This is a genomic window from Roseovarius carneus (assembly GCF_020141465.1).
GTDB classification, from domain to species: Bacteria; Pseudomonadota; Alphaproteobacteria; order Rhodobacterales; family Rhodobacteraceae; genus Roseovarius; species Roseovarius carneus.
The window spans coordinates 2421569-2448562 of record NZ_JAHSPD010000001.1; the positions used below are offsets into that span (position 1 = coordinate 2421569).

23 protein-coding genes are annotated in these 26994 nt (G+C 61.3%); 9 read left to right on the forward strand and 14 right to left on the reverse strand.

The features are described from left to right. Position 1: 1 nt before the first annotated feature. Positions 2-550, reverse strand: a complete 549-nt coding sequence (locus KUD11_RS12055) for a TRAP transporter small permease subunit (protein ID WP_109384448.1) — start codon at positions 548-550, stop codon at positions 2-4. Between the two features lie 68 nt (positions 551-618). Further along, entirely contained in the window at positions 619-1605 is a 987-nt protein-coding gene (gene dctP / locus KUD11_RS12060) for a TRAP transporter substrate-binding protein DctP (protein ID WP_109384447.1), read from the reverse strand. A 138-nt stretch (positions 1606-1743) separates the two neighbouring features. Here dctP and KUD11_RS12065 point away from each other — a divergent pair, with 138 nt between their 5' ends. Further along, positions 1744-2400: a GntR family transcriptional regulator gene (locus tag KUD11_RS12065; protein WP_109384446.1), complete on the forward strand. Its 657-nt coding sequence runs from the start codon at positions 1744-1746 to the stop codon at positions 2398-2400. 72 nt (positions 2401-2472) lie between these two features. Next, positions 2473-2916: a type II 3-dehydroquinate dehydratase gene (gene aroQ, locus KUD11_RS12070; protein WP_109387861.1), complete on the forward strand. Its 444-nt coding sequence runs from the start codon at positions 2473-2475 to the stop codon at positions 2914-2916. Between the two features lie 380 nt (positions 2917-3296). On the opposite strand, the gene tsf is transcribed toward aroQ, so the two are convergent. Together tsf and rpsB are read right to left on the reverse strand one after the other, a co-directional pair. Next, entirely contained in the window at positions 3297-4169 is an 873-nt protein-coding gene (tsf, locus tag KUD11_RS12075) for a translation elongation factor Ts (protein WP_109384445.1), read from the reverse strand. Positions 4170-4254: 85 nt separating this feature from the next. After that, positions 4255-5076 carry a 30S ribosomal protein S2 gene (gene rpsB, locus KUD11_RS12080; protein WP_109384444.1) on the reverse strand — a complete coding sequence of 274 codons (822 nt, stop codon included), beginning with the start codon at positions 5074-5076 and terminating at the stop codon, positions 4255-4257. 297 nt (positions 5077-5373) lie between these two features. On the opposite strand from rpsB, the gene KUD11_RS12085 reads away from it, so the two are divergent. Continuing rightward, entirely contained in the window at positions 5374-6069 is a 696-nt protein-coding gene (locus KUD11_RS12085) for a DUF502 domain-containing protein (RefSeq protein WP_109384443.1), read from the forward strand. A 94-nt stretch (positions 6070-6163) separates the two neighbouring features. Here KUD11_RS12085 and KUD11_RS12090 read toward each other — a convergent pair whose 3' ends face one another. Then, positions 6164-7183: a patatin-like phospholipase family protein gene (locus KUD11_RS12090; RefSeq protein WP_109384442.1), complete on the reverse strand. Its 1020-nt coding sequence runs from the start codon at positions 7181-7183 to the stop codon at positions 6164-6166. Positions 7184-7249: 66 nt separating this feature from the next. Further along, entirely contained in the window at positions 7250-8035 is a 786-nt protein-coding gene (locus KUD11_RS12095; RefSeq protein ID WP_109384441.1) for a 3-hydroxybutyrate dehydrogenase, read from the reverse strand. A gap of 367 nt (positions 8036-8402) precedes the next feature. On the opposite strand from KUD11_RS12095, the gene KUD11_RS12100 reads away from it, so the two are divergent. Continuing rightward, on the forward strand, positions 8403-10244 hold the full coding sequence (locus KUD11_RS12100; protein ID WP_109384440.1) for an extracellular solute-binding protein: 1842 nt from the start codon (positions 8403-8405) through the stop codon (positions 10242-10244). Positions 10245-10291: 47 nt separating this feature from the next. Next, on the forward strand, positions 10292-10405 hold the full coding sequence (locus KUD11_RS12105) for an entericidin EcnA/B family protein (RefSeq protein WP_109384439.1): 114 nt from the start codon (positions 10292-10294) through the stop codon (positions 10403-10405). A gap of 183 nt (positions 10406-10588) precedes the next feature. Here the strand turns inward: KUD11_RS12105 and KUD11_RS12110 are convergent, their stop codons facing one another. Beyond that, on the reverse strand, positions 10589-11245 hold the full coding sequence (locus KUD11_RS12110) for a helix-turn-helix domain-containing protein (protein ID WP_109384438.1): 657 nt from the start codon (positions 11243-11245) through the stop codon (positions 10589-10591). A gap of 134 nt (positions 11246-11379) precedes the next feature. Between KUD11_RS12110 and KUD11_RS12115 the strand changes: the two genes are divergently transcribed. The 4 genes from KUD11_RS12115 (at position 11380) to KUD11_RS12130 (ending at position 17552) form a co-directional block, all read left to right on the forward strand. Then, entirely contained in the window at positions 11380-12882 is a 1503-nt protein-coding gene (locus tag KUD11_RS12115) for a class I adenylate-forming enzyme family protein (RefSeq protein WP_109384437.1), read from the forward strand. Beyond that, complete coding sequence (locus KUD11_RS12120; RefSeq protein WP_109384436.1) at positions 12869-13507, forward strand: DsbA family oxidoreductase; 639 nt, start codon at positions 12869-12871, stop codon at positions 13505-13507. The genes KUD11_RS12115 and KUD11_RS12120 overlap by 14 nt, the downstream gene beginning before the upstream one ends. 121 nt (positions 13508-13628) lie before the next feature. Next, positions 13629-14843, forward strand: coding sequence for an NADP-dependent isocitrate dehydrogenase (locus tag KUD11_RS12125; protein WP_109384435.1), 1215 nt, complete (start codon positions 13629-13631; stop codon positions 14841-14843). 237 nt (positions 14844-15080) lie between these two features. Continuing rightward, positions 15081-17552 carry a penicillin acylase family protein gene (locus tag KUD11_RS12130; protein WP_109384434.1) on the forward strand — a complete coding sequence of 824 codons (2472 nt, stop codon included), beginning with the start codon at positions 15081-15083 and terminating at the stop codon, positions 17550-17552. 4 nt (positions 17553-17556) lie between these two features. Here the strand turns inward: KUD11_RS12130 and KUD11_RS12135 are convergent, their stop codons facing one another. The 7 genes from KUD11_RS12135 to KUD11_RS12165 all read right to left on the reverse strand — a co-directional run bounded on the left by KUD11_RS12135 (position 17557) and on the right by KUD11_RS12165 (position 26989). Continuing rightward, entirely contained in the window at positions 17557-18468 is a 912-nt protein-coding gene (locus KUD11_RS12135) for a calcium/sodium antiporter (RefSeq protein WP_109387859.1), read from the reverse strand. Positions 18469-18560: 92 nt separating this feature from the next. Continuing rightward, on the reverse strand, positions 18561-19838 hold the full coding sequence (gene hflX / locus KUD11_RS12140; protein WP_109384433.1) for a GTPase HflX: 1278 nt from the start codon (positions 19836-19838) through the stop codon (positions 18561-18563). Beyond that, entirely contained in the window at positions 19838-20077 is a 240-nt protein-coding gene (hfq, locus tag KUD11_RS12145) for an RNA chaperone Hfq (RefSeq protein WP_109384432.1), read from the reverse strand. The genes hflX and hfq overlap by 1 nt, the downstream gene beginning before the upstream one ends. 129 nt (positions 20078-20206) lie before the next feature. Next, positions 20207-21706 (reverse strand): TrkH family potassium uptake protein, encoded by a 1500-nt coding sequence (locus KUD11_RS12150; RefSeq protein ID WP_109384431.1) that lies wholly within the window; start codon positions 21704-21706, stop codon positions 20207-20209. A 25-nt stretch (positions 21707-21731) separates the two neighbouring features. After that, positions 21732-23108, reverse strand: a complete 1377-nt coding sequence (gene trkA, locus KUD11_RS12155; RefSeq protein WP_109384430.1) for a Trk system potassium transporter TrkA — start codon at positions 23106-23108, stop codon at positions 21732-21734. A gap of 106 nt (positions 23109-23214) precedes the next feature. Further along, positions 23215-24621 carry a nitrogen assimilation response regulator NtrX gene (ntrX, locus tag KUD11_RS12160; RefSeq protein WP_109384429.1) on the reverse strand — a complete coding sequence of 469 codons (1407 nt, stop codon included), beginning with the start codon at positions 24619-24621 and terminating at the stop codon, positions 23215-23217. Positions 24622-24628: 7 nt separating this feature from the next. Continuing rightward, positions 24629-26989 carry a sensor histidine kinase gene (locus KUD11_RS12165; protein ID WP_109384428.1) on the reverse strand — a complete coding sequence of 787 codons (2361 nt, stop codon included), beginning with the start codon at positions 26987-26989 and terminating at the stop codon, positions 24629-24631. Between the last annotated feature and the right edge of the window lie 5 nt (positions 26990-26994).

Below are 26994 nucleotides of genomic sequence, written 5' to 3' on the forward strand. Positions count from 1 at the left end.
CTCAGCTGTCCTCCAGCCCGAAGGGCGTCTCGATTTTCAGGATCATCGCGACGAAATCCGCGATGAGTTGCAACAGGAAAAGGCCAAAACCCACGGGCATGGCGAGATAGGGAATCCACAAGCGCACCCCCCACACCGTGTCCGACCGCCAGCCCCGCTCATAGGCGAAAAGCCAGTATTCAAACCCGTAATAGAGCATCACCGACACAATCGTGATCGACACGCTCAGCGTCACGCAAGCCAGCGCAAAGCGTCCGCGCGGACCAAAGACCAAGGGGATCAGGTCCACATTCACATGACCCCGCAGGCGCTGCACATAAGGCAGGCCGATCAGCGTGGCCGCGATCATCAGATAGACGACCGCCTCGGTCTGCCAGATGGTGGAGCCGTTGAGCACGAACCGCACGTAGATCATCTGGCATGTGATGGCGACGGCCGCCACGATCATGCCCGCCGAGACACATCCCGCGAGGGTCGAGATGGCGGCGACGAGACGCAGGAATGGGTTATCGCCAGTTTTGGCGATACGGGTTGTCAGCTGGCCTGCCATGGCGGCCTCCTGTCAGGAGAAATGGAAAAAGGGGTGCGGCACCAACGCGCCGCACCCCTTGGGATGATTTAGTCGACCGACAGCGCCATATCGAGAAGCGCCTGCCCATCAGGCACGTCCGCCACAAAAGACGCATAGGACGTCTCTTGCGCAATCGCGCGCCAGGCATCGAAATCTTCCTGGCTCATCGTGGCAATTTCCACCCCCGCGTTCTGGAACACTTCGACCGAGGCCGCATCCTGCTTCTTGGCTTCTTCAAGATAGAACGCCTCGGCCTTCTCGGCCGCGGCCATCAGGGCGGCTTGCTGCTCATCGGTCAGGCTCTCGAACTTGGATTTGTTCATCAAGAGAGGCTGATACATGAACCACAGCGCCACATCGGCAGCTGGGGTGTAGCAGGCCACCTGCTCATAAACCCGAAAGCTCACGAAGGACGAAGACGATGTGTTGGCGGCATTCAGAACGCCAGTTTGCATCGCATTGTAAATCTCTGAGCTTGCCATCGAGGCGATGGACGCCCCTGCCCCGGCCAGCATCTGTTCAAACGCTTTGCCTGCCGCACGGGTCTGAAGACCCTCCACATCGCTGGGCTTGGTGATGCACTTGTCCTTGCCGACAAACCCGCCTGCAAGATAGCCGTGCACGAGCACCATCACGTCATCATCGGCCATCTTTTCTTCCAAGGCGGCCATAAACTCGCTGTTGTTGAGGCGTGCGGCGTGATCATGGTTCTTCACAAGGCCCGGCATCAGCGTGAGGTTGAACGCAGGCTGCTGACCGCCCGCATAACTGAGCGGGAAGACGGTCATGTCAAGCTGGCCCCGGCTCAGAGGCTTATACTGTTCGCGCGGCTTGAAAAGCGACTTGGACCCGAAGATCTTGATGTCGAGATCCACATCAGCCGCGGCGACCTCATCGGCCACCATCTGTGCGACCTGATGGCGGATGTCCTTGTTGGACCATTGATGTGACAGGCGCAGTTCCGTGGCGCTGGCAGCCCCTGCAAGAGCAAAGAGCGCCGTCGCGGCGACAGCCGCCTTGAGCGTATGTTTCATAATCATCCTCCCAGATTAAGCACGGCCCCTCCGAGCCGCTTGTGCCGTAAGGGTAGCCACGCTGTTTCGAGAGTCAATCATTTTGTATACAATCCTGTTTTTGTTGCATCCGAATGGAATACCCATATATACAAAGCCATGGACACCCGCCGCGCAGACAGTATCGCCGCCGCCCTTGAAGAGATGATCCTCAGTGGTGGCGCGGCTCAGGGAGACAGGCTCGACGAGCATAGCTTGGCCGAGCGTTTTGGCGTATCGCGCACCCCCATTCGCGAGGCCCTTCAAAAGCTGGCGCGCACCGGGCTTGTCGAACATATCCCCCATCGTGGCGTGTTTGTGCACCAGCCAGGTCCGGTGGAATTGATGGAAATGTTCGAGGTCATGGCCGAGCTTGAGGCCGCCGCCGGGCGTCTTGCCGCCCTGCGCATCTCGGACGCGGCCCTGTCAAAGCTGCACGCGGCCAATATCGCCTGCCAAGCCGCCATCGACGCGCAAGACACCGATGCCTATTACACCAGCAACGAGACGTTTCACCGGATGATCTACGCCCAATCCGGCAACAGCTTTCTGGAGGCCGAGACGCTGCGCCTCTTCAAGCGCCTGCGCCCCTTCCGACGGCTGCAATTGCGCCTGCGTGGGCGCATGGCGCAATCCATGGCCGAGCATGAGGCGATCCTCGCAGCGCTCGAAGCAGGCCGCCCCACCGCAGCCGCAGACGCGCTGCGCGCCCATGTGGCCGTGCAGGGCGAGAAGTTTCACCACCTTATGGCCTCGCTCCGACCTGCGGCAGAATAAGCGCAAAAATCCCCGACCCATCTCGACAGAGCCGACTGAATGGCGCTAAAACACGCAAAAGGGAGCTGCGTCATGATATCATTTCTTATATTGAACGGCCCCAACCTGAACCTTCTGGGCACAAGACAGCCTGAGGTTTACGGCCACACCACGCTCAAAGATATCGAGGCGATGTGCCATGCCAAGGCAAAGGACCTAGGTCTGCAGATCACATTCGAACAAAACAATAGCGAAGGCGCGCTGGTCGATGCCATCCATGCCGCGCGCGGTGTCCATAGCGGCATTATCCTCAACGCAGGGGCTTATACGCACACCTCCGTGGCTCTGATGGATGCGATCAGCTCCGTGGCGCTGCCAGTGGTTGAGCTTCACCTCTCGAACATCCATGCCCGCGAGGAGTTTCGCCATCGCAGCTATATCGCGCCAGTGGCCACCGGAATCATTTGCGGCTTCGGCGCTGCGGGCTATCCGCTGGCGATCGAGGCGCTCAATGGCCAGCTTGCCGCGCAAGGCTGATAAACCAGCCTAGACTGGTCTCGGTGCAGAACATCCACATATGCAACCTGATCGCGCGCCAGTGTGGCATTTCGCACCCCAACACGCACATGGGCGGCACGCTCATATAAAGACACCGTCGGCCATGCGCTAAAACCGCGCTTTAAAGCGTATCGCGTTTAACAGGCTTCAAGGGTTCATCAAACCGGGAACGGCAGGGTTTTCCAAGTATACCGTGTTCGCCCTGTCCAGTGAATTTAATGGAACGCCGCACGCCATAAGACCCTGATCATCGTCAAGATCGTGATCATCTTCTTGCCCGAAATATCCCGGGGAGGACGCTGAAACCCGGTGAGGGTTTCGGCGGGAGGGGCTGGCCCCTCCCAACCGCGCCAAAGAGATCAGCTCTGGCCGACTTTAGCCACCTCAGCGGCGAAGTCTTCCTTCTCCACTTCGATGCCTTCGCCCACTTCAAGACGCACGAAACCCGTGATCTCCACGCCCGCCTCTTTGGCAGCCGCTTCCACGGTCAGGTCCGGGTTCATCACGAACGCCTGACCCATCAACGTGGATTCGGCGATGAATTTCTTCATCCGGCCCACGATCATCTTCTCGATCACAGCTTCAGGCTTGCCGCTTTCGCGCGCGATATCCATCTGGACCTGCTTTTCCTTCTCAACGACCGACGCATCAAGCGAGGCTTCATTGAGTGCGGCAGGGTTCGTGGCCGCGATATGCATGGCAACCTGGCGGCCAAAGGCCTCGTCACCCGTCAGCGCGACAATCACGCCGATTTTGCCCATGCCATCCGCAGCGGCGTTGTGCACGTAAGACACCACAGTCGTGCCCTCGACGGCCTCCATGCGGCGCACCGACATGTTTTCACCGATCGTGGCCACTTTGGCGGTCACGGTCTCTTCAACCGTCTTGCCACCCATGTCGGCGGCTTTCAGCGCCTCTACGTCAGCCGCAGACACGGCCACATCCGCGATACCTGCGACCATGGCTTGGAAATCGGCGTTCTTGGCGACGAAATCTGTCTCGGAGTTGATCTCGACCGCGATGCCCCGGCCCCCGGCCACTTTGACGGCCACAAGGCCCTCAGCGGCGGTGCGGCCCGATTTTTTGGCGGCCTTGGCAAGGCCCTTGGTGCGCAGCCAGTCAACGGCGGCTTCCATGTCGCCATTATTTTCGGTCAGCGCTTTTTTCGCGTCCATCATGCCTGCGCCTGTGCTGTCGCGCAGTTCTTTAACCATTGCAGCGGTGATCGCCATCTCGGCTCTCCTTCAATGTCTCAAAAAAGGGGTTCGGAGGCAGGTTACCCTGCCCCCGTTGTCTCAAAGCTCAGATCACCAGATCTCAGCTTGCGGGTGCGTCACCCTCGGCGGCGGCTTCTACAGCAGGCTCGGCTGCGGGCGCAGCAGGTGCCTCGGCCATTACTTCTTCCGCAGGGGCCTCTTCCATCGCGCCCACATCCACGCCAGCAGCACCAAGCTGCGCACTCATCCCGTCAAGGGCCGCACGGCTCACCAGATCACAATAAAGCGCAATCGCCCGCGCCGCATCGTCATTGCCGGGGATGATATAGTCGATCCCGTCGGGCGAGCAGTTGGTGTCAACAATCGCCACAACCGGAATGCCCAGCTTGTTGGCTTCGGCCACGGCCAGCGCCTCTTTGCGCACGTCGATCACAAAGATCAGGTCCGGCACGCCGCCCATTTCGCGGATACCACCCAATGAGGCCTCAAGCTTACCCATGTCGCGCTCCATGCCGAGACGCTCTTTCTTGGTCAGGCCCTCGGCCCCACCTTCCAGCGCTTCTTCAATCATTTTAAGGCGTTGAATGGACTTGGACACAGTCTGCCAGTTGGTCAGCGTGCCACCAAGCCAGCGGTGGTTCATGTAATATTGTGCGCATTTCTCAGCGGCTTCGGCCACGGGCGTTGCCGCCTGACGCTTGGTGCCCACAAACAGGATACGGCCGTTCTTGGCCACGGTTTCGCGCACCACGTTGAGGGCTGCGTCGAGCATCGGAACCGTCTGAGTGAGGTCCATGATGTGGATGCCATTGCGCGCGCCATAGATGAACTCGCCCATGCGGGGGTTCCAGCGTTGCGTTTGGTGGCCAAAGTGCACGCCAGCTTCGAGCAGCTGACGCATGGTGAACTCGGGAAGAGCCATGCTTTTATTCCTTTTCCGGTTTTCGCCTCGGTACGGGGAGAGAGGCGTATGCCTCAACCGGTGGACCGGTGGGGATGTCTCCCCCACACGAGCCCGCCCATACCTGCGGATTTCTAGTGGCGCCCGTTTAACGCGGCCCGGCACCGGGCGCAAGAGGGCATGGTGCGGTTTGAAAATGGCGTCGCATGCCCGATTTTTCAGCGTTACACGTCACTTTGAACGCGCGCCCTCACTGGCCCCGTTGCCGCCGCGTTGCTTTGCGCATACATAAGCATATCACTCCTTGTCGGCTCAATCATGAACACACCTTTCGACGATCCTCCCCCTCCCCCGCGCCGCCCAGGCATCTTTGGGCGCATGCGGGCCAATTTCCTGACGGGCCTGGTGGTTATCGCGCCCGTCGGCCTGACGATCTGGCTTTTGTGGACGCTCATAGGATGGGTGGACAGCGTGGTGCTGCCGCTCATCCCCTATCGGCTCAGCCCAGAGCGCTATATCGGGATCGACCTGCGCGGCATTGGCGTGATCGTCTTTTTGGTTTTTACGATCATTGTTGGCTGGATTGCGAAGGGCCTCATCGGGCGTTCGCTGATCCGGTTTGCAGAATCGCTGGTGCAGCGGATGCCGGTGGTGCGCTCGATCTATTCGGGCGTGAAACAAATCGCAGAGACGGTCTTTGCGCAGTCCGAGCGCAGCTTCGAGACTGCGTGCCTGATCGAGTATCCACGCAAGGGCATCTGGGCCATCGGCTTTATCTCCACCACGGCCAAGGGCGAGGTGGCGCGCAAAACCACGGCCTCGGGTGAGTTGATGTCGGTCTTCGTACCGACCACGCCAAACCCGACCTCTGGGTTCTTGCTCTTCTTCCCGCAAGAGGATGTGCAGGTGCTCGATATGAGCGTTGAGGATGCGGCGAAGCTGGTGATCTCGGCGGGGCTTGTCTACCCCAATGGCGATGGCAAAGTGGTCGTCGAGGACAAAGCCTCAGCTTGAGGAGCGTTGCAGCGTTTCGGCCTGAACTTGAGACACTCACCTTGAGGCGAACCGCACCCAACATTCGTATGTCGCGTGCGGTTCGTGAAACGTATTAGCTGAACATCGCCTCAAGATCGGTGCTGGAGCGCGCACCGATGTCCTGCAGATGCGCGTCAATAAACCCTTGGGCGGCGGCGCGCCCCGCCTCTTTCAGGCGCGCAAGAAGATAGGGATTGGGCGCGAGCTTCGTAGCCACTGACAATTCGCGCATCAGATCATCATCTGAAATCATATGCACGAAAAGCCGCTTCATTGCCCCCTCAGGCACGCGGCCCTTGGCCAAAAGACGTTGCACGAATTCAATCGCGCGCAGCTCTCGCAGAAGCGAGGAATTGAAGCTGATCTCATTGATGCGGTTCTGGATATCCTGCGCGCTGCGCGGCACCTCGGCGCGCTCCAGCGGGTTGATGTTCACCACCACAATATCGGCGGGCAGGTCATCCCGAAAGAGCGGGAAAAGCGCAGGGTTGCCCGTATAGCCGCCGTCCCAGTAATGCGCGCCGTCAATCTCGACCGCCTGAAAAAGGGTCGGCAGACAGGCGGAGGCCAAAAGCGCGTCGGCGCCAATCTCGCCGCGCTCGAATATGCGGATCTTGCCGGTATGGACGTTCGTGGCAGACACGCTCAGGAAGGGCGCATGATCATCGCAGACCTTGTCATAAGCGAAGCCATCGACCACACGGCGCAACGGATTGGCATAGAACGGCCCATATGCGTAGGGCGAGACCATGCGCGCCGCCGCATCTGCCATCAAGGCGGGCGGTGTGAGCGCTATTGCGGCGCTCAGCGCTTCGGCGGCAGGCTGTGCGCCCAGCATCCATGCGGGCATGCGCAGATCATCCACAGCCCCCATCTGCGCCCAAAGCCAGTCGAGCCGCGCCTTGGCCCCCGCGCGGCCATCCTCAATCCAGCCCGCCTTGTAGGCGGCCCCGTTGAGCGCGCCCGCCGAGGTGCCGGAGATGGCAGCGATCTCGATGCTCTCTTCTTCCAGCAGGCGGTCGAGCACACCCCAGGTGAAGGCCCCATGCGCACCGCCACCCTGAAGGGCGAGGTTGATCCGTTTGACTGTCATATCGGGGCTTTCATTTGTGGCGTGGCCGGGACGCCTCCGGCGGGGATATTTAAGGCAAGAAGAAGCTCAGAGTGCTGTCCAGCCGCCATCAATGCTGATCGTGGTGCCTGTGATCTGATCCGCAGCGGGCGAGCAGAGGAAGACAGCGGTGCCGCCGATCTGCTCCGTGGTGGCGAATTCCTTGGAGGGCTGGCGCTCAAGGATGATCTGTTGCTTCGCCTCTTCCTCGCTCAGGCCATATTTCTTGGCCGTGTCGGGGATCTGGCTCTCTACCAGCGGGGTGAGCACATAGCCCGGGCAGATCGCGTTGGCTGTAATCGGCTCTTTCGCGGTTTCCAAGGCGGCCACTTTCGTCATGCCGACAATGCCGTGCTTGGCGGCCACATAGGCCGATTTATAGGGGCTTGCCGTCAGACCATGTGCCGAGGCGATATTGACGATGCGGCCCCAGCCCGCCGCGCGCATCATGGGAAGGGCGGCAGCGGTGGTGTGAAACGCAGAGCTGAGGTTGATGGCGATGATCGCGTCCCATTTTTCCGTCGGAAACTCCTCCATCGGGGCGACGTGTTGGATGCCTGCGTTGTTTACCAAGATATCACAGGCCCCAGCCTGGACGATCAGGGCGCGGCACTCATCAGGCTTGGACATATCCGCCTTGATATAGCGCGCGGTCACGCCGAACTCCTTGCCGATGGCGGCGGCCAGCGCGTGATCATCTGCGTTATCTGTGAAGGAGTTCAGCACCACATCGGCACCCGCCTCGGCCAAGGTGCGGGCCACGCCCAGACCTATGCCCGAGTTGCTGCCGGTGATGATTGCGGTCTTGCCCTTGAGGGGTGTTGCGAGATCCATGTTGCGGCCACCTTATCTATGTTGCACATGCAGCATATAATGCCGCGCCGCCGAATGACAGGGGGCCAGGGGTGTGTGGACATGAGGACCATGCGATGAAGGTCGGGTGGATTTGGCATGGGAGGATGGCGCGTCTTCGGCTATGGGGCTGCATCACCACGCCCAAAAACCAGGCCAAAAAAAAACGCCAGCACGAAGCTGGCGTTAAGTTATTGAGGCAGGTTTCATACAGGCAAGAAACCTATCGAGCAGTGAGACCTTTATAGGCAATCTCGCGCCGCCATCCAAGCTAAAAGTTTGATAAGGTGTGAATCCAGCCTTACGCTCAGGGTCATAGAAATAAGTCAGAATAGGGATTGTTGCCGGAATGAGACCAGTTAATTTCTCAGCAGGATTTGCGCGTCGGGCCGCTTTTGGCGTTGTTTTTCTGGCCTCCGGCGTGGTCACCGCCGCCATGGCCGAGCCACAGCACGGCATCGCAATGTATGGCGCGCCCGCCCTGCCCGAGGGGTTTGAAGCACTGCCCTATGCCAACCCCGATGCGCCGCGCGGCGGCACTATTGTCACCGGCAATGTGGGGGGATTCGATTCGTTGAACCCTTTCGCGGTGAAAGGCACGCCGCCATGGCAGCTGCGATTCTTGGGCACCGAATCTCTGATGGGCCGCTCTTGGGACGAGCCCTTCACGCTGTACGGCCTGCTCGCCGAAACGGTTGAGGTGCCCGACGACCGCTCATGGGTGGAATTTACCCTGCGCGAGGAGGCGCGATTTTCCGATGGCAGCCCGGTTACGGTAGAGGATGTCATCTGGTCTTTTGAGACCTTGGGCACACGCGGACATCTGCGTTACCGCAACTTTCACGGCAAGACCGCCGCGATCACCCAAACCGGCCCGCGCAGTGTGCGGTTGGATTTTTCCGCCCCCGAGCGCGACCTACCCCTTCTTGCGGGGCTGAGGCCGATCCTGAAGAAGGCGCAATGGGAGGGGAAAGTGTTTGAGGACGGCGTGCTGGAGGATATCCCTATCGCCAGCGGGCCTTATGTGGTCGAGAGCTATGAAATCGACCGCAATGTCGTGCTCCGCCGCAATCCGGACTATTGGGGCAATGATCTGCCCCTGCGCCGTGGCACCGCCAATTTTGATGAGATCCGCATTGAGTTCTACGGCGACGATTCCGTGCTGAAGGAGGCGTTCAAGGCGGGCGAGGTCAGCTATATCCGTGAGTTCAACGCGGAGCGCTGGGCCGAACTTGGCAATTTTCCGGGCGTGGCGCGCGGCGAGATCATCCTCAGCGAAATCCCGCATGAAAAGCCGACGGGGATCACCGGATTTGTGATGAACACCCGCAACGCAGCGCTGTCGGATTGGCGGGTGCGTGAGGCGCTCATCCATGCGTTCAACTTTGAGTTCATCAATGACGCGCTGACGGGCGGGCGGCAGCCGCGCATCACGTCCTATTTCTCGAACTCCGTGCTGGGGATGGAGCCGGGACCTGCGCCGGCACCCGTCCGCGCGCTTCTGGAGCCCTTCGCAGACAGCCTTCTGCCCGGCACGCTTGAAGGGTATGCCCTGCCCGTCTCTGACGGGACCAAGCGCAACCGGGCCAATATTCGCGCGGCGGTGACCCTTCTCAAGGAGGCGGGCTGGACCGTGCAAGAGGGTGTTTTGCGCAATGAAAATGGCGCACCGATGACCTTGACCGTCCTCTTGAAGCAGGACGGTCTGATCCAGCAAGCGGGCGCCATGATGGATATCTATGCCCGCGCGCTGGAGAGGCTCGGCATCACCCTCGAGATCGAGATCACGGACAAGGCGCAGTTTGCCGTGCGCGAGGCGAATTACGATTTCGATCTGACCTTCATGCGCCGCGCGCTCTCGCTCAGCCCCGGGAACGAGCAATATTTCTACTGGGGTGCCGACGGCGTGGACCAGCCCGGCAGCCGTAACCTCATGGGCATGAACAGCCCCGCCGCCGAAGCGATGATCGCCGCGATGCTGTCGGCCACAACGCGCGAGGAGTTCATCAATGCCACCCGTGCGCTGGACCGGGTGTTGATTTCAGGCCGCTATGTCATTCCAATCCAACAATATTCCGTGGGCCGTATTGCCCATCAAGCCGCCTTGCAGTATCCAAAAGACAGGCTGCCAATCTACGGCGACGGCATAGGATTTTTGCCCGAAGTCTGGTGGATGGCCAAACAAGACTGAGAAAACTCAGCGAAATGAGCAGTTTGAGAGCAGATAAGGCAAGAGCAATGAAAAAACTCATGGTGATGGGCATGTTGGCCATTCTGGCCGGGTGTGCGACAATCGAAGGCGCGGGACGCGATATCTCAGGCGCTGCGCGCGGCGTTCAAAGCTGGTTCTAGGCCTTTAACGCTCGGAATTGGGTGTGATTTATTGCCTCGCGCAAGGTTTTGCGCGGGGTTGTTGGTCTTAGAGAGCATGTCACGTTCAATTAAGTTCATCAGACTCGGCGACCGCATTATGCTTTGCAAACGCTGCGGCGCCCAGTCCGGGGAATACCCGAATGCGGTTAACCGCGACATGTCCTAATTGACGGATGTGACCCAGAGGATCGTCGCATCCTCGGCGCTCAGGCTGATCACGTTATGGCCCATTGCGGCGTCGTAATAGGCGCTATCCCCGCGCCGCATTTCAACGGGCTCGTAGAATTCCGTGTAAAGCCGGATCACCCCGGTCAGCACATAGAGCACTTCTTCCCCGTCATGGCGAACCCAGCCGTCAAACTCCTCGACGCTACGCGCCCGGATGCGCGCGGTATAGGGCATCATCCGCTTTTGGCGCAGGCTTCCCGCCAGCAATGTGTGCTCATAGGTGGCCGTTGCATATGGCGTGCCTTTGGCCGCGCGGGTCACGTCCATACGGCCATTAATCTGGTCGCGCTGCGGCGGTGTGAAAAGCTGTGGCACGGAAATCTCCAGCCCCACGGCCAGCTTTTTCAGCGCCTCATAGGTAGGCGACATCTGCCCGTTCTCAATCTTGCTGAGGGTCGAGCGCGCAAGCCCCGCCTGCCCGGCAGCCTGCTCAAGCGTCCAACCGCGCGCCTTGCGGAGTTCGCGCACACGGCGGCCGAGGTTGAGCGGCTCACCCGCCTCCTCCGCGCCGCTCTCGCGGGCGATCTGGATCAGGTTGCCGTTCACTTTTTCGCTTGGCTCTGCGCTGTTGTTCTCGGTGTCATCGCTCATGGCTCTCATATAGGCCCGCTGTTGCCGCCCGTGCAACTCCTCGCCTCTGCGGTGCCCCCGAAAAGCGCCATCGGCACTTGGCGGAGCCATGGGCCGCTTGCATAAGCGCGCGGGCCACCCTACCCCTTTTCCCCATGCAGCCTGATCCCTGTCCCACCCCGTTCAACATGGCCGCCTATGTGCTGGCCCATGCCGGTGTGCAGCCTGACAAGCTGGCCATGGCGATCATCGGCGCGGACGAGGCCGAAAGCTGGACCTACGGCGCGCTTGAAGCCGCGGTCCGGGGCACGGCGAGCGGGCTTTTGGGCGCAGGGCTTCTGCCCGGAGACAGGGTGCTCTTGCGGTTGGGCAATAGCGTGGATTTTCCCATCGCTTATCTCGGGGCAATTGCCGCCGGAATGGTGCCCGTGCCCACATCCTCGCAGCTCACGGTGCCGGAGCTGGCCACCGTGACCGATCAGATCGCCCCGGCGCTCGCCTTGCAAGACCCGGATCTGCCTGCCCCCAAATCGGTCCGGCGGGCCGAGCTTGGCACGCTGCGCGGCTGGCGCGCCTTGCCGCCCACGCCCTACCATATGGGCGACCCTGAGCGGCCCGGCTATATCGTCTTCACCTCCGGCACATCGGGGCGCGCCCGTGCTGTGGTTCATGCGCATCGCGCCATCTGGGCGCGGCGGATGATGCATGAGGGTTGGTACGGGCTGCGCGCGGAGGATCGCCTTTTGCATGCGGGCGCGTTCAACTGGACCTATACGCTCGGCACCGGGCTGATGGACCCGTGGAGCGTGGGGGCAACTGCCCTGATCCCTGCCGACGGCACCCCGCTTGAGGCGCTTCCGGAGCTTCTGCGGCAGCATGACGCCACGCTCTTTGCCGCCGCACCGGGCGTCTACCGCAAGCTTTTGAACGCGCGCACCATGCTCAATTTGCCAAGCCTGCGCCACGGTCTGAGCGCGGGTGAAAAGCTCTCGGAGACACTCAGCCAGCGGTGGGCCGAGGCCACTTGCACACAGGTCTACGAGGCCTATGGCATGTCGGAGGCCTCCACCTTCATCTCGTCCAGCCCCACCAGCCCCTGCCCGCCCACGGCCCTTGGCCGCCCGCAAAAGGGCCGCCGCGTGGCGATCCGCAAGGATGGCGCAGAGCAACCGCCGGGTACGCCCGGTACCATCGCGCTTCACCGCTCCGATCCCGGCTTGATGCTCGGCTATCTGGGGGCCGAGGCGGAGACGCAGGCGCGGTTTTCTGGCGATTGGTTCCTCACCGGCGATCTGGGCGCGATGGATGCCAGCGGGCTCATTACCTATCTGGGCCGCGATGACGATATGATGAATGCGGGCGGCTACCGTGTCTCACCGCTTGAGGTGGAGGTGGCGCTCAGCGCCATACCCGGCCTCGATCAGATCGCCGTGACAGATATCGAGGTGGCCGAGGATGCGCGCGTCATCATGGCCTTCTACACCGCCCCCGCCCCGCTCAAGACCGCCACGCTGGAGGCCTTTGCACAAGCGCGGCTGGCAGGCTACAAGCGGCCCCGCGCCTATCATCACGTGGCGACTCTGCCGCTCAACCCGAACGGAAAATTGCAACGCCGCGCCCTGCGGCCCATTTATGAGGCCCTGCATGGTCAAACTTGATATCATCTCCGACCCGATCTGCCCGTGGTGCTATATCGGCAAGACCCTGCTCGACGCCGCCCTGCTGGAGCGGCCAGATCACCCGTTTGAGATCAGGTGGCATCCCTTTCAGCTCAATCCCGACATGCCCGAGGGCGGGATGGATCGGCGCGCCTATCTTGAGGGCAAGTTTGGCGGCAAGGCGGGTGCCGTGCAAGCCTATGCGCCCGTGGTGGAGCGGGCCGAGGCCGCCGGGCTGAAGATCGACTTTGAGGCGATGAAGCGCACGCCCAACACGCTTGATGCGCACCGCCTGATCCACTGGGCCGGGATCGAGCATCATCAGGAGGCGGTCGTCATGGCGCTCTTCCGGGCTTACTTTGAGGAGGGCCGCGATATTGGCGCGCATGAGGTTCTGGCCGATATCGCCGACACCGCAGGCATGGACGCCGCCGTTGTTTTGAAGCTTCTGGAAAGCGATGCAGACCGCGCCGAGATCATCGCGCGCGACACTCAGGTCCGCGAGATGGGCGTGAGTTCCGTCCCCACCTTCATCGTGGCCGGGCAACACGCCGTGCCGGGCAGTCAGGACACTGCCCTATGGGTGCGTGTGATTGACGATATCGCGACCCAAGAAGCGCAGTAAGGCGTGTCAGGTTTAAGGTGGTGAATTATGTATACACTCGCATACACTCCTTCCCATACCCCATAAAATGCGCTAAAGACGCGCCAGACCCCCTGTTCAGCCATAACGAAAGGCCCACGCGATGAGCAAAATCAAGGTAGCAAACCCGGTTGTCGAACTCGACGGCGATGAAATGACCCGCATCATCTGGGATTTCATCAAGAAAAAGCTCATCCTGCCCTATCTCGATGTTGATCTGAAATATTACGATCTGGGCATTCAGGCGCGTGACGACACGGATGATCAGATCACCATCGACAGCGCCCATGCGATCAAGAAATACGGCGTTGGCGTGAAATGCGCGACCATCACCCCGGATGAGGCACGCGTCGAGGAATTTGGCCTCAAGAAGATGTGGCGTAGCCCCAATGGCACCATCCGCAACATTCTTGGCGGCGTGATTTTCCGCCAGCCAATCATCTGTTCCAACGTGCCGCGCCTTGTGCCGGGTTGGACCAAGCCCATCGTCGTGGGCCGCCACGCGTTCGGCGATCAATACCGCGCAACGGATTTCAAATTCCCCGGCGCGGGCAAGCTGACGATCAAATTCGTCGGCGAGGATGGCACCGAGATCGAGCATGAAGTGTTTGACGCACCGGATTCGGGCGTTGTGATGGCGATGTATAACCTCGACAAATCCATCATTGATTTCGCTCGCGCATCGATGAATTACGGTCTCAACAAGGGCTGGCCGGTATACCTCTCCACCAAGAACACGATTCTCAAACAATATGATGGCCGGTTTCTTGAGCTGTTCCAGCATATTTACGAGACTGAATTTCAAGACAAATTCAAAGAGGCGGGCATCACCTATGAGCACCGTCTGATCGACGATATGGTCGCCTGCGCGATGAAGTGGAACGGCGGCTATGTCTGGGCCTGTAAGAACTATGATGGCGATGTGCAGTCCGACACTGTGGCCCAAGGGTTCGGCTCGCTTGGCCTCATGACCTCTGTTCTGATGACGCCTGATGGGCAAACCGTCGAGGCAGAAGCGGCTCACGGCACCGTCACGCGGCACTACCGCCAGCACCAGAAAGGCGAGGAGACCTCGACCAACTCCATCGCGTCGATCTATGCATGGACAGGCGGGCTGAAGCACCGCGCCAAGCTGGACGATAACGCGGCATTGCTGAACTTTGCCGAGACGCTGGAGAAGGTCGTGGTGGACACGGTCGAGGCGGGCTCCATGACCAAGGATCTGGCGCTTTTGGTCGGCCCCGATCAAGGCTGGCTGACCACGATGGGCTTTCTGGAGAAGGTGGACGAGAACCTGAACAAGGCGCTCGCGGGCTGAGCGTTGCACCTGACCAACACCCAAGGGGCCTCCCACGCGCGGGGGGCCTTTTTGCATTCCAATAGCCCCGACTTTTTCTTGGCCAAAATACCCAAATCCTGACCGCGCTCCAAGCGGTGCCTGCCCTATGGCACATCCACGCTCTCCCAAAGAGCCCCCATTGTCTCCCGCACCTTTTCTGATTATCCCCGAGCAAGGTTAGACGCGCCGCGAACCGCGGCACAGCGCGGAGGCTCGATGGCGCAGATCTACACATGGTTGATGCGGATCGCGGGGGCGTTGATCGCGCTTGGGCTGCTGGCGGTGCTCAGCCTTTATTTTCTGCTGTCACGCTCCCTTCCCGACTATGACGCAACGGTTGAGGTGCGCGGTCTCACAGCCCCCGTGGAGATCGTGCGCGACAATGCCAACGTACCGCATATCTTCGGGCAGGCCGAACAGGACGTGTTTTTCGGTCTCGGTTTTGCCCATGCGCAGGACCGCCTGTGGCAAATGACCGTGTTGCGGCGCACGGCGCAGGGGCGGCTCTCAGAGGTGTTCGGCCCCCGGACCCTCCCCATTGATCGGCTGATGCGGCGCTTTGATATCTACACAGCCGCGCGCTCCTCGGTCGAGGCGCAGGACGCGGCCACCAAAGCCGCCCTTGAGGCCTATGCCGCCGGGGTGAACGCGCGCTTTGCCCAGATCAACGAGGACGCTCTGGGCCGTGGCGCACCGGAGATGTTTCTTTTCAACGCGCCGATCTCGCCTTGGGGGCCTGCGGATTCCATCGCGATTATCAAGTTGATGGCCGTGCAACTGTCGGCGCACCTGCCCCATGAGGTGTTGCGCGCGCGCACGGCGCTGATGCTCGACGATGACGCGCGGTTGCGCGATATTCTGCCCGATGCGCCCGGCACTGGCGTGGCGGCCCTGCCGGAATATGCGAGCTTCTTTGCGCCGGGCGCCCTGCCCCGCTTTACCCAAACAGCCGAGATGATGCGCCACCCCCTGATGCCGGCACAGCCCCCGGCCCTCTCGGGGGCCTCCAATGTCTGGGCCGCAGCGCCATCGCGTTCGGCCGCCGGTGGCACGCTTTTGGCCAATGATCCGCATCTGGGCTTCACCGCCCCCGCGATCTGGTATCTTGCGCGGCTGGAGCTGGCCACAGGCGGTGTGATCGGGGCCACGATCCCCGGCGTGCCTGCCATTCTGGCCGGGCGTAGCGACAATCTGGGTTGGGGCATCACCTCGGCCAATCTCGATGATCAGGACGTGTTTATCGAGCAGCTCAACCCCGACAACCCCGAAGAATACCGCGCGCAAAATGGCTACAAGCCGTTCACGACCCGCCGCTCCATCATTGAGATAGAGGGCGCGGACCCCGTCACCATGACCCTGCGCTGGACCGAGAATGGCCCCGTCCTGCCCGGCACGCAATATGATCTGGCCGCCGTCACCCCGGCGGGCCATGTGGCCTCGCTCGCGTGGACAGCGCTCAGCCCACGCGACACCACCCTTAGCGCCGCAATCGCCCTGATGCGCGCGACCTCCGTGGAGCAGGCTCTGGCGGCGGGCGAGCGGTTCGTGGTACCGGCACAGAACCTCACTGTGGTGGATGGTGAGACGATCGCGATGAAGCTCGTGGGCGCCATGCCCCGCCGCACCGCCGCGCATGAAAGCGGGGGGCGGATGCCCAGCCGGGGCTGGATCTCGGACAACCGCTGGCAGGGGCGCTACCCCTATTCGGCCAACCCGGAGTTCATAGCGCCCGAAGGCGGTATTCTGGGCAACACCAACAACAAGACGGTGGACCGGCCCTTCCCGCTGCATGTGAGCTATGTCTGGGGCGACACGCAACGCATCAACCGCTGGCAGCGTCTGATGCAATCGCGCGAGGTCCATACCCGCGACAGCTTTATCGAGGCGCAGCTTGATACGGTGAGCTTCACCGCGCGCTCGCTTCTCCCGCTGATCGGGGCAGATCTTTGGTTCACTGGCGAGAGCGCGCCCGAGGGCACGCCCCTGCGCCTGCGCCAAGAGGCGCTGACCCTTCTGGCCGATTGGAACGGCGAGATGAACGAGCACCGCCCCGAGCCACTGATCTATGCCGCGTGGCTGCGCGCGCTGGGTCAGCGTCTGGCACAGGACGAGTTGGGGCCCCTCGCGCCCGAATTCACCCATCACGACCCGATCTTTATCGAGCGGGTCTACCGGGATGTGGAGGGGGCATCTGCGTGGTGCGATGTGCGCCAATCAAGCCCGGTGGAGACCTGCACCGACATCTCGCGGCTGGCGCTTGATGATGCGCTGGTGTGGATCACGGATCGGTATGGCACAGCGCTGGAATCGCTGCGCTGGGGCGATGCCCATGAGGCGACCCATGATCACCCGGTTCTGGGCTCTGTCCCGGTACTGCGCTATTTCGTGAACATCCGCCAGAGCACCTCGGGCGGCGATAACACCCTCATGCGCGGGCGTACCATCGGGACAGGCCCCAAGCCCTATCTGAACGTGCATGGCGCGGCTTACCGAGGCGTCTATGACTTCGCCGATCCCGGCAGCAGCGTGTTTGTCACCTCCACCGGGCAATCGGGTCATTTCCTGAGCCGGCATTACGATGATATGGCCCAGCTTTGGCGGCGGGGAGAGTATATCCCCATGTCCCTCGATCCCGAGCTTGCCCGCGCAGCATCGGTCGGGGTGACAGTGCTACAACCCGCACCCTGAGGTGTCAGACCACCAACAGAACAAGATAGAGCACGTAGAGCGCAAAAAACATCGCCCCCGCCGGACGCCCCAGACGCCCGCGCAGAGCAAAGAGCCCTAAAAGGGCCGTCGCCCCCAGCATCACCCAAATGTCGAAGCCTGCGATCTGTGTCGGCACTTCGAGCGGAAGCACCAGCGCCGTGATGCCCAAAATTCCGAGGATATTGAAGATCCCACTCCCTAGAATATTGCCAAGCGCGATATCACCCTGCCCTTTGCGCGCCGCAATAAGCGATGTGGCAAGCTCGGGCAGCGACGTGCCTATGGCCACAATGGTCAGGCCAATCACCGCTTCTGACAGGCCCACGGCCCGCGCAAGATCCGTGGCCCCAATAACAAGCGCATACGCGCCGCCGATGATCAGCACCAAACCCGCAAGCACCCCTAATAGCGAGGTCCAAAGAGCCCCGGATTTTGGCGTAATCTCCTCCTGCACATCATCACCGCGACGCAGCGCAAGGATAAGATAGAGGATCAAACCCGCCACACAAAAAACGCCTGCAATACGCCCCACCCCGCCGCTGAGCACGAGGGCTGTGCAGAAAAGGCTCGCCAGCGCCAGCGTCACCCCATCGCGCAACATGCTGCCGCGCGGCAGCATCATCGGCGCAATCAGCGCCGAAAGCCCAAGTATGAGAAGGATGTTGCCGATATTGCTGCCCACCACATTGCCAAGGGCGATGTCGGGCGCTCCGCGAAGGGCGGCGCTGAGGCTCGCCGCAAGTTCGGGTGCGGAGGTGCCGAACCCCACCAGGGTAAGGCCGATCACGAAGGGCGAAAGCCCTGCGCGCGACGCCATAGCGACCGAGCCACGCACCAAAAGCTCGCCCCCTGCCAGAAGGCCGACCAAACCAATCGCGATGTAGAGACTATCCATATCCGTGTCCAAGGGCCCTGTAAGGCGGGCCACCCTTGCGCCATAGCGCTTGAGATACATGGGCGCTGACCGAAGTCATTGCAATGCGGTGATCAGCCGAGCGCTGCAAACTCGGACGCTTGCCGTAAGGACCAGCGCACCTCAAGGGTGAAGCCCGTCTCGGTTTGCGTTTCGTGCTCAACCAGACCGCGCTCAAAGAGCCATGCCCGCTGACGCCCCGCAGCAAAGGCCAGCTCGACCGTCTCATTGCGCATCTCGGTCGCGAGCGCCTCTGCTATCCGCTCCACAAACGCCTGCATCCCTTCGCCCGTGACGGATGACAGGGCTTGCACGTCGTCCATCCGCTCGGCGCGCGCGATCGCGGCGGCGCGGTCATCATCGCTCAGAAGATCAATCTTGTTCCAAATCTCGATGCGCGGCGTATCCTCGGCCACATTCAGCCCTTCGAGGATCGCCTCCACGTCGCGCTTCTGCGCCTCGGTCTCGGGATGCGCGATATCGCGAACATGGCAGATCAGATCGGCGCTCAGCACCTCCTCCAGCGTGGCGCGGAAGGCCGCGACAAGCTCGGTCGGCAGATCAGAGATGAAGCCCACCGTGTCGCTCAGGATCACCTCGGGCCCGCCACCGGGCAGCGCGATGCGCCGCATCGTGGGATCGAGCGTCGCAAAGAGCATGTCCTTGGCCATCACCTCGGCCCCTGTGAGGTGGTTGAAGAGCGTTGATTTCCCGGCATTGGTATAGCCCACGAGGGCCACAATCGGAAACGGCACCTTGGCGCGCGCGGCGCGGTGCAGGGTGCGGGTTTTCACGACCTTCTCAAGCTGACGGCGCAAACGCACCAGTTGCAGATCAATCGCGCGGCGGTCCGCCTCGATCTGCGTCTCGCCGGGGCCGCCGACAAAACCAAGCCCGCCGCGCTGCCGCTCAAGGTGAGTCCACGCCCGCACGAGGCGCGTGCGTTGATAGCTGAGCGCGGCCATCTCGACCTGCAAAACGCCTTCGCGGGTTGCGGCACGGTCCGAGAAAATCTCAAGGATCAGCCCGGTGCGGTCCAGAAGCTTCACGCCCCATTCTTTCTCAAGGTTGCGCTGCTGCACGGGCGTCACGGGGCCGTCTATGAGGACCAGCTCGACCTCGGCCTCCTCAAAGACGGTCTTCAGCTCGGCAATCTTGCCCTTGCCAAAAAGCATGCCGGGATGGGCGCGTTGCAACCGAACGATCTGCGCGCCACATGGCTCAAGCCCCGGTAGCGCATGAGCAAGCGAGACCGCCTCTTCCAAGGCCAGTTCGGGCGCACGTCTGTCGCCTACACCGTAAATATCGGGATGCAGCACCCACGCGCGGGTGCGCATGGGATCATGACCCATCACGCGGGATCGTCACCGTCATAAAGGTTGATAGGCTGGCTTGGCATGATCGTGGAGACCGCATGTTTATACACCAGCTGGCTTTGGCCATCACGGCGCAGAAGGATGCAGAAATTGTCGAACCAAGTGATCACACCTTGCAATTTCACACCATTGATCAAGAACACCGTGACAGGCGTTTTTGTCTTGCGCACTTGGTTGAGAAACGCGTCCTGAAGATTTTGACGATCAGAAGCCATTTGTCCCTAAAGCCTTTTTTTATTATTCGCGCCGCGGACCGGCACGCCTTGCGCAGCACTATGCAGGGCAAGGTTGGCAGTTTCCAGCCCTAATTTCAACTGATCGGGCGGGTGTGCGCTTGCGCCACGTCAGTCGCGCCACAGACCCGGATTGAGCAGGGCGATGATCGCCAGCAATTCCAGCCGCCCCAGAACCATGCCCGCGCAGAGCACCAGCTTGGCCCCCGGCGCCAAGAGCGCCAGCATGATAGGCGCATCCCCCGCCACCTGTGTGAGCGGCCCCGTGGTCGAGAGCGCCGCGATCGACAGGATAATCGCCTCCTCGAAGCCCACACCAAGCGCGGCAAGAATCACCGTCAAAGCGGCAAGGCTCAGCGCGAAGAGCATGAAGAACACCCACGCCACAAACGCACCCTGACGGCGGATGCGGCGGCTGCGCGCGCCTTTGCGACCTACGGAGGACGGATGGACAAGCCGCTCCATCTCGCGCTGCCCATTGAGGTAGAGCGCATAGACCCGCAAGAGCTTCACCCCGCCCGCCGTGGTGGCCACCCCGCCCCCCACAAGGGCGAGGCCGAGCAGGATCAACCCCGGCGTGCCAAGCCCTGACCAGCCCTGCGCCTCGGGCCAATAGGCGCTTTGAAAGCCGGTGGTGCTGAGAAAGGACATGACGCTGAACATGCCCCCCCAAAGCGCCTTGAGCGCGGTCGGGATATCCTCGGCCAATGTGTCGTCCCACGCGCCGATCCAGTGCCGCGAGAAGAGCAAAAGCGGCACGCCGATCACCAAGCCTACGCCTAGGCGAAACTCGGGGTCGTTCCAGACGCCGGGGCGCGCGGTCGTGATCGTGTCCGTCGAGAAGGTCAGCCGCGACAGCGCGAAGAACATGAAGAAAAAGATCACGATCTCGCCCCCCACCCCGGAGCCTGCATTCTGCACCCCGCCCACGGCGGAAATGCCGCTGGTGGAGAGGGTCGACATCGCATGGATCAACGCCACAAGCGGGCGGTCGCCCCCCACCGTCAGCATCAACCACAACACCCCCGTGAGGCCAATATAGATGGGGGCCAGCGTGCGGGCGGCACTGGCCATGCGCCGGCCCGTATGGGCGCGTTCAAACCGGTCGAGCCGCCCCTCACCCTGCCCCGGCTCTGCCGAGGCTGTCACCTCAAACCCGCCAAGGTTCAGCGGCGCCAGAACCGCAAGGGCCGCCACCCAAATCAAAAGCCCCCCGGCCCAGCCGACCATACCGCGCCACAGATGCAGGCTATCCGGCAGGCGGCGCGGTGTGTCAAACATGGTCGCGCCCGTGGTGGTTAAGCTCGACACCATCTCGAAATAGGCGTTGAGAAAGCTGGTGGTACGCAGCCCTTCGTAAAATGGGATGGCAAGAAAAACCGGCAGCGCTGCAAAGGCCAGAAAGAGCGACAGAAGATTGCTGAGATCCGAGCTTTCGCGCTGCTTTTGGTTGCTGATCGCCACCGCGATGGCCCCGATAAGCACCAACCCCAAGACGCCGCTATAGGCAAAGGCGCGCGATACGGTGTGATCCTCACGCAAAAGCGCGTGCAACGCGGGCACAAACATCGCCGCCGCCGCAAAAGCCGCAAGGATCAGGATCAGCGGCATCTCGGCGCGCTGGCCGGGAATGTCCCTAGAAGAAATCAATCGAGACCTGAAGCAGTTGCTCCACCTGCGCCACATCAGCGGCCATGGCGAAGATGACGATCACATCGCCCTCCTCGATCCGCAGGCTGCCGGTGGGTTTGTGGATCACCTTGCCCTTTTGCACCGCGCCCACAAGGACGCCCTCGGGAAAGTCGATATCGCGGATCTGGCTGCCTGCGATGGAGGAGGTGGACATCACCTGCGCCTCGATCACCTCGGCCTCGGCATCGCCGATGGAATAGACGCCACGCACCCGCCCATGCCGGATATGGCGCAGAATGGAGCTGACGGTGGTGGCGCGCGGATTGATATAGGCATCCACACCAATGGGCTCCAGCAGCGGGATCAGCGTGGGGTCGTTGATGAGCGCGATGGCGAAGGGGCAGCCCTCGGATTTCGCGCGCACGGCGGCCAGAAGGTTGGTCTTGTCGTCATCCGTCACGGCCAAAACTGCATCGGCGCGGGCAATCCCCGCCTCGGCCAAAAGGGCGCTATCCAACGCATCACCATTCAGCACGATGGTCCGCTCCAAAGCGTCCGCGGCCTTCTCGGCATGGGCGCGGCTGCGTTCAATAACCTTGGCGCGGATACGCCTGCCGCTTTGCTCTAGCTTGCGGGCCACTGTGAGGCCCACATTGCCACCGCCAAGGATCACGACACGCTCTTGTTTGGGGGATTTCTTGCCGAACACCTCCAGCGTGCGCGGGATATCCTCATCGGGAGAAAAGATATAGCATTCATCCCCGGCAAAAAGCTGATCGCCCGCTTCAGGCGCAAAAAGTCGCCCCTCGCGCCGCACGGCCAGAACGACCACACGCAAGGTGGAGAAAAGATCACTGAGCTGACGCAAGGGTGTGTTGAGCACCGGGCAATCATCGGCCAGGCGGATCCCCATAAGCTTTGCCGCCCCACCCAGAAACGTCTCGGTATCAAAGGCGGCGGGCGCGGCAAGCCGCTGCAACGCGGCCTCTGCCACTTCAAGCTCGGGGCTGATCACCACATCAATCGGCATGTGATCGCGGCGGTAGAGGTCGGAATAGATCGCGTCGAGATAGGACTGACTGCGCAGCCGGGCGATCTTGCGATTGATGGCAAAGACCGAATGGGCCACTTGACAGGTGACCATGTTCACCTCGTCGGAATGAGTCGCGGCGATGATCATATCGGCGTCGCGCGCGCCCGCCCGGTCCAGCACATCGGGATAGCTCGCAAACCCCGCGAGGCCTTGCACATCCAGCGTATCCGTGGCTCTGCGCACCAGATCGGGATTGCTGTCCACAACCGTCACATCGTTACGCTCACCCGAGAGGTGACGCGCGATTTGCCAGCCAACCTGTCCCGCGCCGCAAATGATGACTTTCATACCGCCTCGCCCCGCATGGCCGTTTTTAGAGGCGGCTTGCCGCCCCCGCTATCAGCCCCCGTGCATGGCAGAGCGGCCCTGCGCGGTCAAATCAATTCAGCCGCGCTCAGCCTGCCACAAACCCTGCCACTTTGGCCACCCGCGCACCCGATTTAGCCGAGGTGACAACCCCCAGAGATTTCAGCTTACGGTGCAGCGCGCTGCGCTCCATCCCGACAAATTCGGCGGTGCGGCTGATATTGCCGCCAAAGCGGTTGATCTGCGTCAAAAGGTATTCACGCTCAAACGCCTCACGCGCCTCCCTGAGCGGCATAGTGGCTAGCGCACCAGACAACACCACGCGCCCATCCTCGTGGGCTGCATCGCTTTCGCCCGGAAGCTCGGCCGCGTCGATCTCGCCTGCGCCATCGCCCAAGATCAGCACCCGCTCAATCATGTTGCGCAACTGGCGCACATTGCCAGGCCATGTCATCGTCTGCAAAAGCGCGTTGGCCTCACCGCTCAGGCTGCGCAAGGGCAGGCCTTGGGTCTTGTTGAACATGTCGATGAAATAAGTGGCCAAAAGCGGGATATCATCGCGCCGCTCCTCCAGTGATGGCACAGCGATCGGCACCACATTGAGCCTGTGGAAGAGTTCGCGCCGGAACGTGCCTTGGGTGATGGCATCCTCCAAATCGCGGCTGGTGGAGCTGATCACCCGCAGATCGACCTGCACCTTGTCCGAGCCGCCCACGCGCAGGAATTGCTGATCGACCAGCACGCGCAGAATCTTGGATTGCGTGCCCGGCGGCATATCCGCCACCTCGTCAAAATAGATCACGCCTCCATTGGCCTCTTCCAGAAGACCCGGCTCCACGCCGCGCTCCTCGCTTTCGCGACCAAAGAGGACCTCCTCCATCCGCTCCGCCTCGACCGAGGCACAGCCGACGGAGACGAACGGCGCATCCGCCCGGTTTGAGTTCACATGGATATAGCGCGCGGCCAGTTCCTTGCCGCTGCCAGCAGGCCCCGAAAGCATCACGCGACCATTGGACCGTGTGACCTTGTCAAGCTGGCTCACCAATGCGCGGAAAACGCTGCTTTCACCCAGCATATCAGCGGGGCCAGTGTCGCGGCGCTTCAGGCTTTGGTTCTCGCGGCGCAGACGGCTTGTTTCCATACCGCGCCGGATCACCACCATCAACTGTTCAATGTTGAAGGGCTTCTCAATGAAATCATAGGCTCCCTGCTTGATGGCGGCGACAGCTATCTCGATATTGCCATGGCCCGAGATGATGACGACCGGCACATCCGGGTAGTCGCGCTTGACCGCCTTGAGAATATCGATCCCGTCCATATTGCTGTCTTTGAGCCAGATATCGAGCACCAGAAGCGCCGGGGGCTGCTCGGAAATTGCGGCCATCGCCTCGTCGGAATTCCCGGCAAGACGGGTGGTATAGCCCTCGTCCTGCAAAATATCCGAGATCAGCTCACGGATGTCGCGTTCATCGTCCACAATCAGAATATCACTCATAAGGTCCTCATACTACTTGTTTGGCCGGGGGTACGGTGCCCGATTTGTTTGTGTCCGGCCCATTTATGTCCGGGGCCGCGGTCGTCGCTGGCGCATCCGCGCGGGTGAGATCGAGAGAAATCACCGCCATCGCACCAATCCGCGCGCCGGGGGTGAAGGCAGGCGCATCGACAAGGGTCAGCGTGCCACCATGCTCTTCGATGATCTTCTTCACGATGGGCAGGCCAAGGCCGGTGCCCTTGTCGCGGGTTGTGACATAGGGCTCAAAAAGCCTGCTACGATCTTCGGGCAGACCGATCCCGTTATCCGCAATCGTGATCTCCGCGCGCCCCGCCTTGTGATGGGTGCTCACCCGGATCGTTGGTTGGAACCCTTCTGGCAGTCCTTCTTTTTCCTGCAAGGATTCAATTGCTTCCCCGGCATTCTTGATAAGGTTTGTCAGCGCCTGACTGATCATGGTCGCGTCCACATCCGCCAAGAGCGCTTCGTCAATCAGGTCAGTCTCAATGCTCAGATCCGGCTGGCCCGCTTGCTGGAGCAACACCGCCTCGCGCACCAATTGGGTGACGCTTTCAGGTTTGCGCTGCGGCTCGGGCATGCGGGCGAATTTGGCGAACTCATCCACGATGCGGCGCAAATCATCGGTCTGGCGAACAATCACGCCCGTTAGCTGCGTCAGCGCCTCGGCGTTTTCCGCATCAAGCAGCTTGGAGAATTTGCGTTGCGTCCGCTCGGCAGAAAGCTTGATCGGCGTAAGCGGGTTCTTGATCTCATGGGCAATCCGGCGGGCCACATCGCCCCAGGCCGCCATGCGTTGGGCACTTACCAGATCAGTCACGTCATCGAAGGCAACAACATAACCCTCCCGCTCGCCTGCCTCACCAGTGCGGGTAGACATGCGGACCAGCAGGCTTTCCTGAAGCCCGGCACGTGTGACGCGAATTTCATCCTGGACAAAGCCGCTGGCGCTGCGTCGCAACCGCTTAAAAAGAGACGTAAATTCCGGTACGGCCACAGCCAGATCGACCGATTGCCGGTCCTCTTGCCAATCCAGAAGCCGCTCTGCCGCGCGGTTCACGAAAGTCACGCGGCCCTTCGCATCAAGCCCCACGACACCAGACGAGACCGATCCCAGCACCGAGTCAAAGAGTCTGCGGCGGCGCTCAATCTGATCGGTATTTTTCAACAGCTTGCCACGCTGCGCTTTAAGTTCACGCGTCATCTGGTTGAAATACGTGCTTAATTGCGCGATCTCATCATCGCCCTCCTCTTCGCGGACACGCACATCAAGGTCACCCGCCCCGACCCGTTGCGCCGCAGAGGTCAGCCGTCCAACGGGGCGCGACAACCGTTCGGCAAACCACAGGCCGAGCCAGACCGCCGCCAAAATCAGGATCACCGCGAATCCCAGATACAGCAAGCCAAACTCGAACAGAACGCGCCCCCGCTCACTCTCGCGTTGTTGATAAAACGTCGCTGTTTCCTTGGTTTCATCCAAGAGGTTCAGGATATCGCCATCGACATTCCGGCTGACATAGAGAAAACGGTCAACGAAGCTCTCCAAAGGTAGCAGCGCGCGAAACTCATTATTGTCCCAATCCTGAATGACCAACACACCCTCGGCGCGCGCGGCGGCCAATTGCGTGGCAGTGGGACGTTCAAAGTCAAAGAGATACGAGCTTTCGCCCCGCGCCCGGATCTCGCCCACGCTGTTGATGACAAACGCCTCACGCAGGCCACGCTGAATCTCGCGCTGCCCGTCGCTCAGGACTTTGCGGATGTCCCCATCATCCATGAACACTGTAGCTTGTTTGGTGCGGTTGATGATCGTCGCCAGAACCTGCGCATCAATCACCAGATCGCGGCGATGCTCTTCTTCATAGGCCTCGGCGGCCGCCACCGAATTGCTCACCACACGTCCCACACGATCCGAGAACCACGCCTCAAGCCCCATATTCACGCTGAGCGTGGCAAAAACGGCGACAGTGACAGTGGGCAAAAGCGCCATGATCGCGAAAACGCCCGTCAGCCGCAGGTGCAGGCGCGAGCCCGCCGATTGGCTGCGCCGGGCCGAGATCATCTGAACCACACGCTGCATCACGAGGGCCGCGACAATGATCACATAGACCAAATCCGACAGCAGCACGATTCGCAGCGCGCGCGATGAGGCTCCCTGATCCAAAGGCCCCATGACGAGGAAAGTAATCAGCGCGAGAACAGGGCCAAGCACAACCACGCCAAGCGTCGCCACATTGCGAAGCCTCCGCAAACGACGGAGTTGGCTGAGCTTTTCCCAGCTTACCCTGCGTGTCGCTATTGCCACAAAGCCCCCCAACAGCTCGGTGCGGAACGGCCCGCACCACCACATCTTGC